The organism is Pseudomonas marginalis (assembly GCF_900105325.1).
Taxonomy (GTDB): domain Bacteria; phylum Pseudomonadota; class Gammaproteobacteria; order Pseudomonadales; family Pseudomonadaceae; genus Aquipseudomonas; species Aquipseudomonas marginalis.
This window is the reverse complement of sequence record NZ_FNSU01000003.1, coordinates 3387642-3405185: the sequence shown is the minus strand read 5'-3', so window position 1 is coordinate 3405185 and position 17544 is coordinate 3387642. Positions and strand designations below refer to the sequence as shown.

Genomic DNA, 17544 nt, shown 5'->3' with positions numbered 1-17544 from the left:
ATGCTGGAAACAGTCGTAGTCGTTTTTCATCTGTTGGCTGCCCTGGGCGTAGTTGCCCTGGTTTTGTTGCAACAGGGTAAAGGTGCGGATGCTGGTGCGTCTTTCGGTGCAGGTGCTTCAAATACTGTGTTCGGAAGCCAAGGTTCCTCTACCTTTCTTAGTAAGTTTACTGCTATACTTGCCGCCGGTTTCTTCATAACCAGCTTAGGGTTAGGTTACTTTGCTAAAGAGAAAGCTCATGTGCTGACTCAAGTAGGTTTGCCAAACCCAGCAGTGTTGGAAGTGCCAAAAGCAAAACCGGCTTCTGATGATGTCCCGGTGCTTCAAGAGCAAAAGTCGGCTACTCCAGCGACTGACGTACCTCCAGCTCAAGAGCAGAAGTAAGAAGGGTTGTAAGCGCTGTATTGCCGAGGTGGTGGAATTGGTAGACACGCAACCTTGAGGTGGTTGTGCCCATAGGGTGTAGGGGTTCGAGTCCCCTTCTCGGTACCAATTATCAGGAGAGCCCGCTGTTGCGGGCTTTCTTGTAGGTGGAAGGTTACATTGACCCTGTAAGGGATCGGTCGTATACTTCCGCCCCAGCTTTGTCGCGGGGTGGAGCAGTCTGGTAGCTCGTCGGGCTCATAACCCGAAGGTCGTCGGTTCAAATCCGGCCCCCGCAACCAGTTTTAGCGGAGCCCCTTTTAAGGGGCTTTTTGTTAGCTGGACACTTTCAACGCCGCTGTTCGACGGCGTTTCAAGGATGGGCGTTTCGCCCATTTTTTTATTTTGCACAGCATGCACATACATGCACGAGGGGGTTCAGGTGTCGAGCAAGCTAGAAGAGTTGCAGGCCTTGTTGGCCCCGGTGGTCGTGGCCCTAGGCTATGAATGCTGGGGTATTGAGTTTTCGGCTCAAGGTCGCCACTCAATGTTGCGCGTTTATATCGATAAAGAGGGCGGCGTGCTGGTGGACGATTGTGCCATTGTCAGCCGTCAGATCAGCGGTGTTCTGGATGTTGAAGATCCTATCTCCGTTGAATACACCCTCGAAGTTTCCTCGCCAGGCATGGAACGCCCACTGTTCACTATTGATCAGTTTGCAAAATTTGCCGGTGAACAAGTGAAGATCAAGCTGCGATCCCCGTTCGAAGGGCGTCGCAACTTTCAGGGCCTTCTGCGCGGTGTAGAAGAACAGGATGTCGTGGTGCAGGTAGAAGACCATGAGTTCCTGTTGCCGATCGATATGATCGACAAGGCCAACATTATTCCCAGTTTTGACTGAGACGCGGATCCCGCGGATCCAATGGCTTGCGAAAGGCGAGGCGTACGATGAGCAAAGAAGTACTGCTGGTTGTTGAGTCGGTATCCAATGAAAAGGGCGTACCGGCAAACGTGATTTTTGAAGCGCTGGAGCTGGCCCTGGCCACTGCTACCAAAAAGCGTTTTGAAGACGAAGTTGATCTGCGTGTGGAAATCAACCGCCACACCGGTGCCTATGAGACTTTCCGTCGCTGGACGGTCGTCGAAGAAGCCGATCTTGATGATCCGGCCATCGAAACCTGGCCAAGCAAGGTTGCTGAAACGCACCCAGGCGCCCAGGTCGGTGATGTCGTTGAAGAAAAGATCGAGTCCATCGAGTTCGGCCGCATTGCTGCACAGACCGCCAAGCAGGTCATTGTGCAGAAGGTTCGCGAAGCCGAGCGCGCTCAAGTCGTTGATGCCTATCGCGAGCGCCTGGGTGAAATCATCTCCGGCACCGTGAAAAAAGTTACCCGCGACAATGTGATCGTCGACCTGGGCAACAACGCTGAAGCGTTGCTGGCCCGCGAAGACATCATCTCCCGCGAAACCTTCCGTGTTGGCGTGCGTTTGCGTGCGCTGCTCAAGGAAATCCGCACCGAGAACCGTGGCCCTCAGTTGATCCTGTCGCGCACTGCGCCGGAAATGCTGATTGAGCTGTTCCGTATCGAGGTGCCGGAAATTGCCGAAGGCCTGATCGAAGTCATGGCTGCGTCCCGCGACCCGGGTTCGCGTGCCAAGATCGCGGTCCGCTCCAAGGACAAACGCATCGACCCGCAAGGCGCTTGCATTGGTATGCGCGGTTCGCGCGTCCAGGCAGTGTCGGGCGAATTGGGTGGTGAGCGTGTGGACATCGTCCTCTGGGACGACAACCCGGCGCAGTTCGTGATCAACGCCATGTCGCCGGCTGAAGTGGCGGCAATTATCGTTGACGAGGATGCCCATGCAATGGACATCGCCGTTGGCGCAGACAATCTGGCCCAGGCCATTGGTCGTGGTGGTCAGAACGTGCGTCTGGCCAGCCAGTTGACCGGCTGGACCCTGAACGTGATGACCGAATCGGACATCCAGGCTAAGCAGCAAGCTGAAACCGGTGACATCCTGCGCAACTTCATCGACGAGTTGGAAGTCGACGAAGACCTGGCGCAGGTGCTGGTAGATGAAGGCTTCACCAGCCTGGAAGAGATTGCCTACGTACCGTTGGAAGAAATGCTCAACATCGACGGCTTTGACGAAGACACCGTCAACGAGCTTCGCGCTCGGGCCAAGGATCGTTTGTTGACTAAAGCCATCGCTACTGAGGAAAAGCTGGCAGACGCCCATCCGGCCGAAGACCTGCTCTCGCTTGAGGGTATGGACAAGGATTTGGCGATGGAACTGGCGGTGCGCGGCGTAATTACCCGCGAAGACCTGGCCGAGCAGTCTATTGACGATCTGCTCGACATCGACGGCATTGACGATGATCGTGCCGGCAAGTTGATCATGGCCGCCCGAGCCCATTGGTTCGAGTAATTAGGCGCGGCCTGAGGAGAGAAGTGCATGACGCAAGTCACGGTGAAACAACTGGCCGATGAGGTCAAAACACCGGTAGAGCGCCTGTTGCAGCAGATGCGTGAGGCAGGTCTGCCGCACACCGCCGCCGAGGAACATGTGAGCGACAGTGAGAAGCAATCGTTGCTGACTCACTTGAAAAGCAGCCACAAGGCGAAAGTGGAAGAACCGCGCAAGATTACATTGCAGCGCAAAACAACCAGCACCCTGCGGGTGGCTGGTAGCAAGAGCATCAGCGTTGAAGTGCGTAAGAAGAAAGTCTTCGTACAGCGCAGCCCGGAAGAAATCGAAGCCGAGCGCAAACGCGAGATGGACGAACGTCGCGCAGTAGAAAATGCTGCACGCCAGAAGGCTGAAGAAGAAGCCAAGCGTCGCGCCGAAGAAGAAGCGCGTAGCCAGCCTGCTGCTGCGCAATCCGCTACTGACGCAGTCGCTGCACCTAGCGCGCCTGTTGAAACTGTGCGTGAGGCCGCTCCGGTTGCCGCTGCTCCAGCACCTGCTGCTGACGCTCGCAAGCGCGACGAACCTCGTCGTCCGGACAAACCACGTGCCGACGATAACAATCGTCGCAGTGGTGGTGGCGATGGCGAGCGTAAAAACGCTCCGCATCGTGCCTCGGTCAAAGAGAAAGCGCCTGCTCCACGCGTTGCGCCACGCACTACCGACGAAGAAAGCGATGGCTTCCGTCGTGGTGGTCGCGGCAAGGCCAAGCTGAAGAAACGCAACGCCCACGGTTTCCAGAGCCCAACCGGCCCTGTCGTGCGTGATGTGCAGATCGGCGAGACCATCACGGTTGGCGATCTGGCCAATCAGATGTCGGTCAAGGCTGCTGAAATCATCAAGTTCATGTTCAAACTGGGTACTCCAGCGACCATCAACCAGGTGCTTGATCAGGAAACTGCTCAACTGGTAGCCGAAGAACTGGGCCACAAAGTGACCCTGGTCAGCGACACCGCCCTGGAAGACTCCCTGGCCGAGTCCCTGAAGTTTGAAGGCGAGACCTTCTCCCGTGCACCAGTCGTGACCGTAATGGGCCACGTTGACCACGGTAAGACCTCGCTGCTCGACTACATCCGTCGTGCCAAGGTAGCTGCCGGCGAAGCCGGTGGTATCACCCAGCACATCGGTGCATACCACGTTGAAACCGAGCGCGGCATGGTCACCTTCCTTGACACCCCAGGTCACGCCGCGTTTACCGCAATGCGTGCCCGTGGTGCCAAGGCGACCGACATCGTGATCCTGGTAGTTGCAGCGGACGACGGCGTAATGCCGCAGACCATTGAAGCTGTCCAGCACGCCAAGGCCGCTGGTGTTCCACTGGTTGTTGCCGTGAACAAAATCGACAAGCCGGGCGCCGATCTCGATCGCATCCGTAGCGAACTGTCGGTTCACGGTGTGACTTCCGAGGAGTGGGGCGGTGATACGCCGTTCGTTTCGGTTTCGGCGAAAGTCGGTACTGGCGTAGACGAGCTGCTCGAAGCGGTCCTGCTGCAAGCCGAAGTCCTGGAACTCAAAGCAACGCCATCGGCCCCGGGTCGTGGTGTTGTAGTTGAATCGCGTCTCGACAAGGGTCGTGGCCCGGTTGCTACCGTTCTGGTTCAAGACGGTACCCTGCGCCAAGGCGACATGGTGCTGGTCGGTTCGAACTATGGCCGTGTACGTGCCATGCTCGACGAGAACGGCAAGCCAATCAAGGAAGCGGGTCCATCCATCCCTGTCGAGATCCTCGGCCTGGACGGTACCCCGGACGCTGGCGACGAGATGAGCGTGCTGTCGGACGAGAAGAAAGCCCGTGAAGTGGCTCTGTTCCGTCAAGGTAAGTTCCGCGAAGTCAAGCTGGCCCGTGCTCACGCCGGCAAGCTGGAAAACATCTTCGAGAACATGGGCCAGGCAGAGAAGAAGACGCTTAATATCGTCCTCAAATCTGACGTCCGTGGTTCCCTCGAAGCGTTGAACGGCGCCTTGAACGGCCTGGGTAACGACGAAGTGCAAGTGCGTGTTGTGGGTGGCGGTGTCGGTGGTATTACCGAGTCCGACGCCAACCTGGCACTGGCTTCCAACGCTGTACTGTTCGGCTTCAACGTGCGTGCCGATGCTGGCGCTCGCAAGATCGTCGAGCAGGAAGGCCTGGACATGCGTTACTACAACGTCATCTACGACATCATCGAAGACGTCAAGAAGGCCCTCACCGGCATGCTTGGCAGTGACGTCCGGGAGAACATCCTGGGTGTCGCCGAGGTTCGTGACGTGTTCCGCTCGCCGAAATTCGGTGCGATCGCCGGTTGCATGGTTATCGAAGGTACCGTGTACCGTAACCGTCCAATTCGTGTACTGCGTGAAGACATCGTTATCTTCGAAGGCGAGCTGGAATCCCTGCGCCGCTTCAAGGATGACGCTTCCGAAGTGCGTGCCGGCATGGAATGCGGTATTGGCGTCAAGAGCTACAACGACGTCAAGGCTGGCGACAAGATCGAAGTCTACGAGAAGGTTCAGGTTGCTCGCAGCCTCTAACTCGCGCACTTCAGGAGCCACGCCGCGTGTGGGCATGCAAATGCCCCGCGCAGCGTGCGGACTCTAAACGCAACGCCCGGTCTGGCTTTTGTCAGGCCGGGCGTTTGCCGCTTTCAGACCCCATGGGTTTCACCGTGTGGCAGTAACAGGTAACAAGACATGGCAAAAGAATACAGCCGTACCCAGCGTATCGGCGATCAGATGCAGCGTGAGCTGGCCCAACTGATCCGTCGCGAAGTCAAAGACCCGCGTGTTGGCCTGGTCACCATCACCGCTGTAGAAGTGAGCCGTGACGTCGGTCACGCGAAGATCTTCATCACCGTGATGGGGCAGGACAACAGCGAAGAAATCGCGCAAAGCATCAAGGTGCTCAACTCGGCGGCAGGTTTCCTGCGCATGCAGTTGGCCCGTGAAATGAAGCTGCGCAGCGTGCCCCAGTTGCACTTCCACTACGACGAAAGCGTCGTGCGTGGTGCGCACCTGTCGGCCCTGATCGAGCGCGCCGTGGCTGAAGACAATCAGCATCCGTCCACACCTGAAGACGCCAAGGAGTAAGCGGTGGCTCAGGTCAAACGTATCCGTCGCAACGTCAGCGGCATCATTCTGCTCGACAAGCCGATTGGCTTTACCTCCAATGCCGCGTTGCAGAAGGTCCGCTGGTTGCTCAATGCCGAGAAGGCCGGACACACCGGCAGCCTTGATCCCTTGGCTACTGGCGTACTGCCGTTGTGCTTTGGCGAGGCCACCAAGTTCTCGCAATACCTGCTCGACTCGGACAAGGGTTACGAAACCCTGATGCAACTGGGCAAGACCACCACCACGGCAGATGCCGAAGGTGATGTTTTGCAGGTTCGCGACGTGACCGTTGGTCGTGCTGATATCGAAGCTGCTTTACCTGCTTTTCGTGGGCAAATCAGTCAGATACCGCCGATGTACTCGGCTCTAAAGCGTGATGGGCAGCCCCTTTACAAGCTGGCACGTGCGGGCGAAGTAGTGGAGCGCGAACCGCGTTCTGTTACTATTGCGCGCTTGGAATTGCTCGCCTGTGAAGGTGACACCGCACGCTTGGCCGTAGACTGCAGCAAAGGCACTTATATCCGTACCCTGGTGGAAGATATTGGTGAACAGCTCGGTTGCGGCGCGTATGTAGCTGAACTGCGACGCACCCAGGCTGGCCCTTTCACCCTGGCCCAGACGGTCACGCTGGAAGAGTTGGAAGCCGTGCATGCCGAGGGCGGCAACGAAGCAGTTGATCGCTTCCTGATGCCATCGGACAGCGGTTTGCTGGATTGGCCATTGCTGCACTTTTCGGAACACAGCGCGTTCTACTGGCTTAACGGCCAGCCGGTACGCGCCCCGGATGCCCCGAAGTTCGGCATGGTGCGGGTACAGGATCATAACGGTCGCTTTATCGGTATCGGTGAAGTGAGCGAAGACGGGCGCATCGCGCCACGTCGACTGATTCGGTCAGAATGACCGAACGAGTGTGGCTGTTAACAGGCACGGTCAACACTCATTTTTAGATACAGGGATTTGTCCCTGGCCTGTTGAAACTGCCCTTTGGGTGGTTTCCTGAAAAAAGGATTGCCTCATGGCTCTCGACGTTCAAGAAAAAGCACAAATCGTAGCTGACTACCAGCAAGCTGTTGGTGACACTGGTTCGCCAGAAGTGCAAGTTGCACTGCTGACCCACAACATCAACAAGCTGCAAGGTCACTTCAAGGCCAACGGTAAAGATCACCACTCCCGTCGTGGTCTGATCCGCATGGTAAACCAGCGCCGTAAGCTGCTGGACTACCTGAAAGGCAAGGATCTGGGTCGTTATCAGGCTCTGATCGGTCGCCTGGGTCTGCGTCGCTAATCAGCGATTGCGCTAGAGGTTGGTTGTCTGCCGTGTGTCAGTGGGATTCCCGCTGGCCCATGGTAGGCTCCCAGCCTCAAGTTTTATCTGGATACACGTTTTACCCCTGGACAAGGGTTGGGCCGATTCCCGACATTGCCCAAGAATTTCGCAAGAAGACAAGTTCCCCAAGAGCCACAAAGAAGGTAGGACACCGTGAACCCGGTTATCAAAAAATTCCAGTTCGGTCAGTCGACCGTTACCCTCGAGACAGGCCGTATCGCCCGTCAAGCCTCCGGCGCAGTGCTGGTTACCGTTGATGACGACGTTACCGTATTGGTGACCGTTGTTGGCGCCAAGCACGCCGACCCAAGCAAAGGCTTCTTCCCTCTTTCCGTTCACTACCAGGAAAAGACTTACGCTGCCGGTAAGATCCCTGGCGGTTTCTTCAAGCGCGAAGGCCGTCCTTCCGAGAAAGAAACCCTGACTTCCCGACTGATCGACCGTCCGATCCGTCCGCTGTTCCCAGAAGGCTTCATGAACGAAGTGCAGGTTGTCTGCACCGTCGTTTCCACCAGCAAGAAAACCGATCCTGACGTCGCTGCGATGATCGGTACTTCGGCTGCCCTGGCCATCTCCGGTATTCCTTTCGATGGCCCGATCGGCGCAGCCCGCGTTGCTTTCCACGAAAGCACCGGTTACCTGCTGAACCCGACTTACGAGCAACTGAAAGCATCGAGCCTGGACATGGTCGTTGCCGGTACGTCGGAAGCCGTATTGATGGTTGAATCGGAAGCCAAAGAGCTGACCGAAGACCAGATGCTGGGTGCAGTACTGTTTGCTCACGACGAGTTCCAGGTTGTGATCAACGCTGTTAAAGAACTGGCTGCCGAAGCTGCCAAGCCGACCTGGGCCTGGGCTCCGCAAGCCGAAGCCACCGAACTGCTGGGCGCTATCCGCTCCGAGTTCGGCACTGCGATCTCCGATGCCTACACCATCACCGTCAAGGCCGACCGTTACGCTCGCCTGGGTGAGCTGAAGGACCAGGTTGTTGCCAAGCTGTCCGGCGAAGAAGGCCAGCCTTCTTCCAGCGAAGTCAAAGCAGCCTTCGGTGAAATCGAATACCGCACCGTTCGCGAAAACATCGTTAACGGCAAGCCTCGTATCGATGGCCGCGACACCCGCACCGTTCGTCCGCTGAACATCGAAGTCGGTGTTCTGCCGAAGACTCACGGTTCTGCACTGTTCACCCGTGGTGAAACCCAGGCACTGGTCGTTGCGACCCTGGGTACTGCCCGTGACGCACAGCTGCTGGACACCCTGGAAGGCGAGAAAAAAGACCCGTTCATGCTGCACTACAACTTCCCGCCGTTCTCGGTGGGCGAGTGTGGTCGCATGGGCGGTGCTGGTCGTCGCGAAATCGGTCACGGCCGTCTGGCCCGTCGTTCGGTCCAGGCCATGCTGCCTGCTGCTGACGTGTTCCCGTACACCATCCGTGTGGTGTCGGAAATCACCGAGTCCAACGGCTCCAGCTCCATGGCTTCGGTCTGCGGTGCTTCCCTGGCGCTGATGGACGCGGGTGTGCCGATGAAGGCGCCGGTTGCCGGTATCGCCATGGGCCTGGTTAAGGAAGGCGAGAAGTTCGCCATCCTGACCGACATCCTGGGCGACGAAGACCACTTGGGCGACATGGACTTCAAAGTGGCCGGTACCGCCAAAGGTGTTACCGCGCTGCAGATGGACATCAAGATCAAGGGCATCACCGAAGAGATCATGGAAATCGCCCTGGGCCAAGCCCTGGAAGCGCGCCTGAACATCCTCGGTCAGATGAACCAGATCATTGGTCAGTCCCGTACCGAACTGTCGGAAAATGCTCCGACCATGATCGCGATGAAAATCGACACCGACAAAATCCGTGATGTTATCGGTAAAGGCGGCGCGACCATTCGTGCGATCTGTGAAGAGACCAAGGCTTCGATCGACATCGAAGACGACGGCTCGATCAAGATCTTCGGCGAAACCAAGGAAGCTGCAGAAGCTGCGCGTCAACGCGTCCTGGGCATCACCGCTGAAGCCGAGATCGGCAAGATCTACGTCGGTAAGGTTGAGCGCATCGTCGACTTCGGCGCATTCGTCAACATCCTGCCAGGCAAAGACGGTCTGGTTCACATCTCCATGCTGAGCGACGCTCGCGTTGAGAAAGTGACCGACATTCTGAAAGAAGGCCAGGAAGTCGAAGTGCTGGTACTGGACGTGGACAACCGCGGCCGTATCAAGCTGTCCATCAAGGACGTTGCAGCAGCCAAGGCTTCGGGCGTTTAATTACCCCAGGCTCACGCTGAAAAAAAGGACTCTTCGGAGTCCTTTTTTTACGCCTGAAGGAAAATGCCGAAAAATCAGACGCTTAGTAAATCGCAAAAGCCGCAACTTGCATGCAGGCACGATCAGGTTCATGCAAGTTGCACGATTTCGAAATTCGGCTATTTTGATAAGTATATGATTTTTAAGGATTTAATCTGCGCTAGAGACTTGGCACACTGCCTGCAATAACCCTGTTAACGCTGCAGCATCAAGGTTCACACACTGCAGACTTTTAATAAAACAGGAGTTACTCGTATGAAGAAGTTCGCTCTCGCTACTGCTACCGCTCTGACCCTGGCCATGGGTGCTAACGTGGCCTTTGCCCAGACTTCCCAAGCTCCAATGACTCTGGCGGCCGGTGAAGCCACCAAGGCAAAAGAAAGCGTTTCGGATACTTGGATCACCACCAAAGTTAAATCCGATCTGCTGACCGAAAAAGGCATTCCTGGTTCGGACATCAAGGTTGAGACCAACAAAGGTGTGGTTTCCCTGTCTTCGACCGTAGCCATTTCGGACGCGCAGAAAGAAACTGCCGTAGCGATCACCAAGAAAATCAAAGGTGTTACCGCAGTTTCGGCTGACGGCCTGTTGGCTGGCGGCGCTACCAAGGCAGACAACATCGACAAAACCAAAGGTGCAGCGGCTGACGCCAAAGGCGCAACCTCCGATACCTGGATCACCACCAAAGTCAAAGCTGACCTGGTCACCGAGAAAGGCATTCCTGGCACCGACATTAAAGTCGAAACCAACAAGGGTGTAGTTTCCCTGTCCTCTTCGGTCGCTGTGACCGAGGCACAGAAAACGACCGCGGTGAACATCACCAAGAAAATCAAAGGCGTTAAAGCTGTATCGGCCGATGGCCTGAAAGCAGAGTAACGCTCAAGCACTCGTCTGAACTAGCGGCGGCGGCGCGTGAGTTAGATATCCACTCAATGCACCTCTAAGTTTCATGCGACCGACCACACGGATGTGGTCATTACAGGCCCCGGCACTTCTGTGTCGGGGCCTGTTCTATTGGGGCGGGAAAGTAATGCGCCAGCGGCGCCTACTCGGCGTCCAAGTGCATCGGCGTTATCACTCGACCGTCTTTCTCTGCCTGGCCCAGTTGCGCGTCAATGAAGTAAACCCGGTCGTCCTCCAGCTGGGCTTTATCCACCAGGTAGTCCTTGATCGTGCTTGCACGGTCCTGGCCCAACTGGCGCAGCAGCACGTCACTGCCACTCCAGAACTTGATCACGCCCTCTTTCAACTTGGCCGAGCGGTCACTGCTGCTCAGGTCCTTCCATTCTGCCGGAGGCTGCTGTTTCAAGCGGGTGCGGTAAATACCTTCGAGCAAGGGGGCTTTTTCGCTCTCAGGGACTTCCAGCAAGGACGCCTGGGCCGGGACTTTCTCGCCACGGCGCTGCAGCATTTTGTAGTAGTTGTATTGGTATTCCCGCTCCAGCCGCTGGGCCGCCAGGAATGGGCCGTCGCTGCTGGCTGCGGCCGTGCCTTCGATTTCCAGGCGTAGGGCAGGGCGTTCTTTCAAGGCTTTGGCCAAGGTGTTGAGAGCGCCTTCGGCGTCTTTGTTCAACTCGCTGGAGCCTGCCGCGAACGACACGCTACCCAAGTCCTCCGCTCCGCCTCCGGTGACCAATCCGCCAATAAACTTGAACGGCGCAGTGGCCGCCCGCACCACCAGATTGCGCAGGGTTTGCCACACAATGGGCATCACGCTGAATTGCGGGTTATTCAGGTCACCGGATACGGGCAGTTCGATGGAGATCTTGCCGTCGCTGTCCTTGAGCAAGGCGATTGCCAGACGAATCGGCAAGTCCACGGCATCGGCGCTGTCGACTTTTTCGCCCAGTTGCAATTGCTCGACCACCACTTTGTTCTCAGCCTTCAACTGGCCCTTGGTGATCACGTAATGCAGGTCAAGGTTGAGGCGGCCCTTGCGGATGCGGAAACCGGCGAACTTGCCCGAGTAAGGCGTCAGGGTGGTCAGCTCGACACGTTTGAAGCTGGTGGCGATGTCCAGCGCCGCCATCGGGTCAAACGGGTTCACGCTGCCTTTGATGGTCACCGGTGCATAACGGTCCACCTTGCCCTTGATGTCAACGCTCGCCGGCTTGGCCTGGCGACTGTCGATGGTGCCGATCTGCCCATTGAGCTGTTGGATCGCAGTGGCGAAGTTGGGGGTGAGGCTGAAGTCGGCGAAGTTGGCCGAACCGTCGTTGATCGCAATCTGCCCGATATGGATACCCAGCGGCTTGTCTTTGCTCGCGGCAGGTTTGGCTGACGATTTGGCGCCACTGTCGGCCGGCTGCGGGATCAGCAAGTCGTCGACGTTGGTGGTGCGGTCATCGTTGATCATGAACCGCGCATAGGGCTGTAGCAGGTTGACCTTGTCGATCGACAGGCTGTCGCCGTGTTGGTAGTTCACGCCTTCGAGCACCAGGCGCTGCCACTTGAGGAAGTCGCGGGTCTTGAGGGTGTCGAGGGTATGCAACTGGTCAACCTGCGCTCGGCCGGTGATCTGCAGCGCCAGGGGATCGGTGCTTTTCAGGTTCACGTCGAGGTCGCTGCCAAGCATGCCACTGCGCAGTTCCAGGCGGATAAACGGGCTGATATAGGACTGGGCGACTCGCAGGTCGATGTCCTTGGTATTGACCTTCAACTTGGCGCTGACCGGGTTGAGGTTGACCGTGCCGGTTGCCTGGATCTTGCCCTGCTTGCCCAGGCCGGTGTCGACCTTCAGGGTAAAGGGGCTCTGGTTGAGGCTGTCGAAGTTCTGCACGTCGACGTTCAACGGGCCGAGCTCCAGCGCCACCGCAGGTTTGGCCTGACGGTCGGCCAAGTGCACTTGGTAGTTGCGCAGCTGTACATCCTTGAGCAGCACTTGCCAGGGCTTGCTTGGGGCGACGGGCGCAGGCTTTGGCGAGTCGGCCGTGGCGGGTGCAGTCGCAGGCTCCGGCGCCTTGGCCGGTTTGTTCGGCTGGCCGGCGAACAGTTTTTGCCAGTCCAGTTGCCCATCCGCTTCACGAGCCGCCCAGGTCTCGAGTTTATTGCTGCGGATCTTGCCCACCACCACCTGCTGTTTGGCCAGGTCCACCGTGGTCTCGCTGACGTCCAAACGCTCCAGGCGCACCAACGGCCGGCCATCCGGAGCCTTGATCGCGAACGGTGCGATGCTGGCTGCGGTGTTGGTCAGGTTCAGCTCGGTCTCTTTGGCCAGGCTGAACCTGTATTCAGTACTGAAGTTGAGCACGCCGTCTTCAAGTACCAGGGGTAAGGCGTCACGCACATAAGGCCACCAGGCTTTCATCTTGCCGCCGGTGACTTTGAGCGTACCTTCGGACGTGATCGGCACCAGGCTGAAGTTGCCTTTCCAGTCGATCTGCCCGCCTTCAGGGCCGGCGGCGACCAAGGTCATGTCCGCATTGTCTTCCGGCAGGGTGCTGAGATTCTTCAGTTCGAAGTCGAGGGTGTCGTAGAGGAATTCGATGGGTTCGCTGGGACGCAGGTCTTGGAAATGCAAATAACCGCCAGCCAGCTTGATGCTGTCGACACGCAGCGGGAACGGCTTGGCGTCAGGGTCTGCCGGGGTCGGCTCGCTCGGTGGCAGCTTGAACAACTGCGCCAGATTCAGCTGGCCTGACTTGTCGAACAACAACTCGGTCCTGGGCTTGTCCAGTTGCACATCCGCCAGGTGCAGGGCGCGGGTCCACAGGCTATCGGCCTGCAGATTGGCGTAAAGCCGTTCGAAACCTACCTGTTCCTTACCGGGCTCGCCGATCTTCAAGCCCCATACCGTTACTTCCAGGCTGAACGGGTTAAGTTCGATCCGTTCGATGTGTGCCGGCACTGTGGCGTAATTGGCCAACTGTTGGTTGGCAATGCGAAGGGCGATGCCAGGCAAAATCAGAAAGCCCAGCAAGCTGTACAACGCGAGGGCAGTCAACAAGGCGCCAGCGGCGCGAATCAATCCTTTGGGCATGGGGCGGCGCCATCTATGTCAAACAGGAGTGCCTTGGAGTATGGCACGGGTTTTCGGTTCCGAAGAACCGGGCCTTTAGGATGCTGCTTACAGTTGAAGTATCAGAGTCTTCAGCGGTGGCTGTTGATCTTGTGAGGGAAAGTCCGCGCCGGGCGTCATGATTTTCCAGTCCCGCACCGGACGCCCAGCCTTTTGCGCACAACGCAGCACCTGTTCACGCCAATCCTCCATGCTGACTTTTGCCAGGTTGTTACAGCAGATCAGCACGCCATTGTCGGCTGTAGCGAGCAGTGCCGGCTTGAGCAGGCTCTGGTAGTCACGCAACAGGTCAACGGTACCGAAGGCACTCTTGGCCCAGGCCGGCGGGTCGAGCAACACCAGGTCATATTGACGCTGCTCCAGGCGCGGATAGCTCGGCAGTTTTTGCCCGCGACGCTGGGTGATCGGCAGCCCGGCCAGTTGGCGAATCGCCGGGAAGTAGTCCGATTGTACGAACTCCATGGTAGGAAGCTGTGGATTGAGCTGGCCGTTTTCACGCCCCACCGCCAGGTTGCCCTCGGCGAAGTCCAGGTTGCATACCTCGCGCGCACCCCCGGCAGCGGCGCTCAGGCCCACCCCACAGGTGTAGGCAAACAGGTTCAGTACGCTTTTGCCGGCGCTGTGGCCCTTGACCCAGCCGCGGGTATTGCGCAGGTCGAGGAACAGCAGTGGGTCCTGGCCGGCGTGGCGCCCACGGACACGGTAATTGAGGCCCCATTCGTGGCCGACCAGGTCTTCCAGCGCGGCAGGTTCGGCGCGGTATACCGAATCTTCGCGATCGACCCGCGAGTTGCCGCGGGAGCGGTCGTTGTAGACCAGCAGCAACTCCAGGCCCATGTGCTGGTTGACCAGTTGGTGCAGCTCCAGCAGGTCGGCGGTTTCCAGCGACTGATGGAAGCTTTGCACCAGTAACTGCGGGCCGTAGCGGTCGATGGTCAGGCCGCCGGCGCCTTCCTGGCTGCCATGGAACAGCCGATAGCAATCGGTGCCCTGGGCGTGCAGTTCGCTGATCAGATCCTGGCGATGATCGAGGGCGGCGCGCAGCGCCTGATTCAAGGGAGACATGGAGCGCGCCTTGCTTAGGTAAATGGGGGTAATGAGGGCGCGGAGTTTAGCAGCTATGGCGCGTTGCCTACATCAACCCCATCCGCCGGTGTGCACGCTGCACCGAACCATTGCGCATCGCCCAGCGCAACAACGGCGCGCTGCGCTTGACCCCGGCGCGGATCATCCGGCGTTGCAGCGGGCCCTGGTGCTGATCGAGCAGGGTGCTGGCCCAGTCCGGCAGCAGGTCGATCCCGGCTTGCATCATCAAGGCACCAAAAGGCTTGGCCAACAGGCTGGGGGAGGGCGCGTTCAGCAACAGGCGCAGCACTTCGCGGCTGCGCTCGTCGCACAGCAATTGCGGGCGGATATTCTCAAGGTAATCGGAAATTTCCTGGCGTGAATGCGGCACATCCTGCGCGCCGAGCCGTTCTGCGACGACGGCGATCTCGCTGTAGTAACGGTCCTGATCACGGCCGCAGAGGTGCGGGTTGCGATAGCGCAAGTGGGCAGCAAGAAAGTTGCTCACCTCCGCCACATGCACCCAGGTCAGCAGCGCTGGATCGCTGGCCGCGTAAGGCCTCCCGTCCGGGGCATGGCCCACCACCTGCAGGTGAATGGTGCGCACTTTTTCGATCAGCCAGTCGGCGTCTTTGCGCGCGCCGAACGTGGTACCGGAAATAAACTGCGAGGTACGGCGCAGGCGCCCAAGCATGTCCTGGCGAAAATTCGAATGGTCCCACACGCCGGCCAGGGCCAATGGGTGCAAGGCTTGCAGCATCAAGGCGCTGATGCCGCCGATGAGCATGCTGCTGAAGTCACCATGGACTTGCCAACTGACCGAGTCCGGCCCGAACAGGCCCGGATCGCCCTTGGGGTTTTCCAGGTCCAGTTGGCCCAGTGACAAGCCAGTGAGGCTCATCAACTGGGTTTCGATACGGCTGCGGATAAATTCCATGGCGACTCGGGTTTCCTAGCGGTTCAGGCGTTTGTCGATCAGGCCGTCGACGACGCTGGGGTCGGCCAGGGTCGAGGTATCACCCAGGCTGTCCAGTTCGTTGCAGGCGATCTTGCGCAAAATCCGGCGCATGATCTTGCCGGATCGGGTTTTCGGCAAGGCCGGTGCCCATTGGATCAGTTCCGGCTTGGCAAAGCTGCCGATTTCTTTGCTGACCAGTTCCAGCAGGTGTTTTTTCAGCGCCTCGCTGGGTTCGACGCCATTCATGGGGGTGACAAAGGCGTAGATGCCCTGGCCCTTGACGTCGTGGGGGTAGCCCACCACGGCAGCCTCGGCCACCTGGTCATGCAGTACCAACGCACTTTCTACCTCGGCGGTGCCGATACGGTGGCCGGACACGTTGATCACATCGTCGATACGCCCGGTGATCCAGTAGTCGCCGTCCTCATCGCGGCGCGCGCCGTCACCGGTGAAATAGTAACCGGGGTAGGGTTTGAAATAGGTGTCGACCATGCGCTGCGGGTCGCCGTAGACGCTGCGAATCTGCCCCGGCCAGCTGGCCTTGATCGCCAGTACGCCGCTGCCGGCACCGCTGATGACCTTGCCTTGTTCATCCAGCAGCACGGGCTGCACGCCAAACATCGGCTGGGTGGCGCAACCTGGTTTGATGCGCTGGGCGCTGACCAGCGGGCTGAGCATGATGCCGCCGGTCTCGGTCTGCCACCAGGTATCGACAATAGGGCAACGCTGTTCGCCCACCGCGTTGAAGTACCAGTCCCAGGCTTCCGGGTTGATCGGTTCGCCCACGCTGCCCAGCAGACGCAGGCTGGCGCGGGAGGTCGTCTCCAGCGGGGCGTGACCCTCGCGCATCAACGCGCGCAAGGCGGTGGGAGCGGTGTAGAAGATATTCACCTGGTGTTTATCGATGACCTGCCAGAAGCGCGAACTGTCCGGGTAGCTCGGCACACCTTCGAACATCAGCGAGGTCGCGCCATTGGCCAGCGGCCCGTACACGATGTAACTATGGCCGGTGACCCAACCCACGTCGGCGGTGCACCAGAACACCTCACCGTCGCGGTAATCGAGTACGTACTTGAAGGTCATTGCCGCCTGGAGCAGGTAGCCGCCCGTGGTGTGCAGCACACCCTTGGGCTTGCCGGTGCTGCCGGAGGTGTAGAGGATAAACAGCGGGGCTTCGGCGTCCATCGGTTCGGGAGGGCAATCGTCGCTCGCTGCATCCAGGGCCTGTTGATACTTGAGGTCGCGGCCTTCGCTCCAGCTCACCGGTGCGCCGGTGCGTTGTACCACCAGCACCGTGCTGACGTCGGGGCAGCTGGCCAGGGCCTTGTCGACGTTCTGTTTCAACGCCACCGGCTTACCACCGCGCACGCCTTCATCGGCTGTGATCACGGTGCGGCAGTCGGCGTCCAGAATGCGGTCGCGCAGGGCGTCCGGTGAGAACCCGCCAAATACCACCGAGTGCACCGCGCCAATCCGCGTGCAGGCCAGCATGGCGTAGGCCGCTTCCGGGATCATCGGCATGTAGATACACACCCGGTCGCCCTTTTTCACGCCACGGCTTTTCAGCACATTGGCCAGGCGGCAGACGTTTTGGTGCAGTTGGCGGTAGGTGATTTTGGAAGATTTTGCAGGATCGTCACCTTCCCAGATGAAGGCCGGCTGATCGGCGCGTTGCGCCAGGTGACGGTCGATGCAGTTGTAGCTGACGTTCAACTGGCCACCGGCAAACCATTGGGCGGCACCGGTCTGGATGTCTGACTGCTGGACGGTGTGCCACGGTGTTATCCAGTCGAGAAAGCCCTTGGCCTGCTCGGCCCAGAACGTGTCCGGCTGTTCGATGGATTGGCGATAGAGGCGCTGGTAGTCCTCTTGACTGAGTTGCGCAGCCCGGCGGACGGCATCGGCGGTGGGAAACGTGCTGATATCGAACATGAGCGATCCTTATTCTTGTTTTTGCGA

The 17544-nt window shown here is 58.6% G+C and carries 13 protein-coding genes and 2 tRNA genes; 11 read left to right on the top strand and 4 right to left on the bottom strand.

The window, feature by feature from the left end; genetic code table 11:
• The 11 genes from secG (at position 1) to BLW22_RS24935 (ending at position 10420) form a co-directional block, all read left to right on the top strand.
• Positions 1 to 384, top strand: a complete 384-nt coding sequence (secG, locus tag BLW22_RS24985; RefSeq protein ID WP_010206600.1) for a preprotein translocase subunit SecG — start codon at positions 1 to 3, stop codon at positions 382 to 384.
• Positions 385 to 406: 22 nt separating this feature from the next.
• Positions 407 to 492, top strand: a tRNA-Leu gene (locus BLW22_RS24980).
• A gap of 96 nt (positions 493 to 588) precedes the next feature.
• A tRNA-Met gene (locus BLW22_RS24975) sits at positions 589 to 665 on the top strand.
• Between the two features lie 140 nt (positions 666 to 805).
• The gene (gene rimP, locus BLW22_RS24970) at positions 806 to 1264 is read left to right on the top strand and encodes a ribosome maturation factor RimP (protein WP_003235029.1); all 459 of its coding nucleotides are present in this window, start codon (positions 806 to 808) and stop codon (positions 1262 to 1264) included.
• Positions 1265 to 1311: 47 nt separating this feature from the next.
• Positions 1312 to 2793, top strand: coding sequence for a transcription termination factor NusA (gene nusA, locus BLW22_RS24965; RefSeq protein WP_003212187.1), 1482 nt, complete (start codon positions 1312 to 1314; stop codon positions 2791 to 2793).
• A 27-nt stretch (positions 2794 to 2820) separates the two neighbouring features.
• The gene (infB, locus tag BLW22_RS24960; protein WP_065925310.1) at positions 2821 to 5343 is read left to right on the top strand and encodes a translation initiation factor IF-2; all 2523 of its coding nucleotides are present in this window, start codon (positions 2821 to 2823) and stop codon (positions 5341 to 5343) included.
• 159 nt (positions 5344 to 5502) lie between these two features.
• Positions 5503 to 5898 (top strand): 30S ribosome-binding factor RbfA, encoded by a 396-nt coding sequence (gene rbfA, locus BLW22_RS24955; protein WP_029298974.1) that lies wholly within the window; start codon positions 5503 to 5505, stop codon positions 5896 to 5898.
• 3 nt (positions 5899 to 5901) lie between these two features.
• Positions 5902 to 6819 carry a tRNA pseudouridine(55) synthase TruB gene (gene truB, locus BLW22_RS24950; RefSeq protein WP_003176136.1) on the top strand — a complete coding sequence of 306 codons (918 nt, stop codon included), beginning with the start codon at positions 5902 to 5904 and terminating at the stop codon, positions 6817 to 6819.
• 115 nt (positions 6820 to 6934) lie between these two features.
• A complete protein-coding gene (gene rpsO / locus BLW22_RS24945) occupies positions 6935 to 7204 on the top strand; it encodes a 30S ribosomal protein S15 (protein WP_003176135.1) in 270 nt (89 codons plus the stop codon).
• A gap of 195 nt (positions 7205 to 7399) precedes the next feature.
• The gene (pnp, locus tag BLW22_RS24940) at positions 7400 to 9505 is read left to right on the top strand and encodes a polyribonucleotide nucleotidyltransferase (protein WP_027605371.1); all 2106 of its coding nucleotides are present in this window, start codon (positions 7400 to 7402) and stop codon (positions 9503 to 9505) included.
• 294 nt (positions 9506 to 9799) lie between these two features.
• The gene (locus BLW22_RS24935) at positions 9800 to 10420 is read left to right on the top strand and encodes a BON domain-containing protein (RefSeq protein ID WP_027605372.1); all 621 of its coding nucleotides are present in this window, start codon (positions 9800 to 9802) and stop codon (positions 10418 to 10420) included.
• Positions 10421 to 10589: 169 nt separating this feature from the next.
• Here the strand turns inward: BLW22_RS24935 and BLW22_RS24930 are convergent, their stop codons facing one another.
• From BLW22_RS24930 to acs, 4 genes are all read right to left on the bottom strand, one after another.
• Positions 10590 to 13523, bottom strand: coding sequence for a DUF748 domain-containing protein (locus BLW22_RS24930; RefSeq protein ID WP_074847626.1), 2934 nt, complete (start codon positions 13521 to 13523; stop codon positions 10590 to 10592).
• An 87-nt stretch (positions 13524 to 13610) separates the two neighbouring features.
• Positions 13611 to 14627 carry a class I SAM-dependent rRNA methyltransferase gene (locus BLW22_RS24925; RefSeq protein WP_074847625.1) on the bottom strand — a complete coding sequence of 339 codons (1017 nt, stop codon included), beginning with the start codon at positions 14625 to 14627 and terminating at the stop codon, positions 13611 to 13613.
• Between the two features lie 67 nt (positions 14628 to 14694).
• Positions 14695 to 15564, bottom strand: a complete 870-nt coding sequence (locus tag BLW22_RS24920) for an oxygenase MpaB family protein (RefSeq protein ID WP_065925307.1) — start codon at positions 15562 to 15564, stop codon at positions 14695 to 14697.
• A 15-nt stretch (positions 15565 to 15579) separates the two neighbouring features.
• Positions 15580 to 17517, bottom strand: a complete 1938-nt coding sequence (gene acs / locus BLW22_RS24915) for an acetate--CoA ligase (RefSeq protein ID WP_065925306.1) — start codon at positions 17515 to 17517, stop codon at positions 15580 to 15582.
• Positions 17518 to 17544 lie beyond the last annotated feature (27 nt).

Excerpts from the sequence above, each read along its gene's own strand:
- acs (WP_065925306.1), bottom strand. The coding sequence starts at position 17,517 with ATGTTCGATATCAGCACGTTTCCCACCGCCGATGCCGTCCGCCGGGCT.
- rbfA (WP_029298974.1), top strand. The coding sequence starts at position 5,503 with ATGGCAAAAGAATACAGCCGTACCCAGCGTATCGGCGATCAGATGCAG.
- BLW22_RS24920 (WP_065925307.1), bottom strand. The coding sequence starts at position 15,564 with ATGGAATTTATCCGCAGCCGTATCGAAACCCAGTTGATGAGCCTCACT.
- nusA (WP_003212187.1), top strand. The coding sequence starts at position 1,312 with ATGAGCAAAGAAGTACTGCTGGTTGTTGAGTCGGTATCCAATGAAAAG.
- rpsO (WP_003176135.1), top strand. The coding sequence starts at position 6,935 with ATGGCTCTCGACGTTCAAGAAAAAGCACAAATCGTAGCTGACTACCAG.
- BLW22_RS24935 (WP_027605372.1), top strand. The coding sequence starts at position 9,800 with ATGAAGAAGTTCGCTCTCGCTACTGCTACCGCTCTGACCCTGGCCATG.
- BLW22_RS24930 (WP_074847626.1), bottom strand. The coding sequence starts at position 13,523 with ATGCCCAAAGGATTGATTCGCGCCGCTGGCGCCTTGTTGACTGCCCTC.
- BLW22_RS24925 (WP_074847625.1), bottom strand. The coding sequence starts at position 14,627 with ATGTCTCCCTTGAATCAGGCGCTGCGCGCCGCCCTCGATCATCGCCAG.
- secG (WP_010206600.1), top strand. The coding sequence starts at position 1 with ATGCTGGAAACAGTCGTAGTCGTTTTTCATCTGTTGGCTGCCCTGGGC.
- infB (WP_065925310.1), top strand. The coding sequence starts at position 2,821 with ATGACGCAAGTCACGGTGAAACAACTGGCCGATGAGGTCAAAACACCG.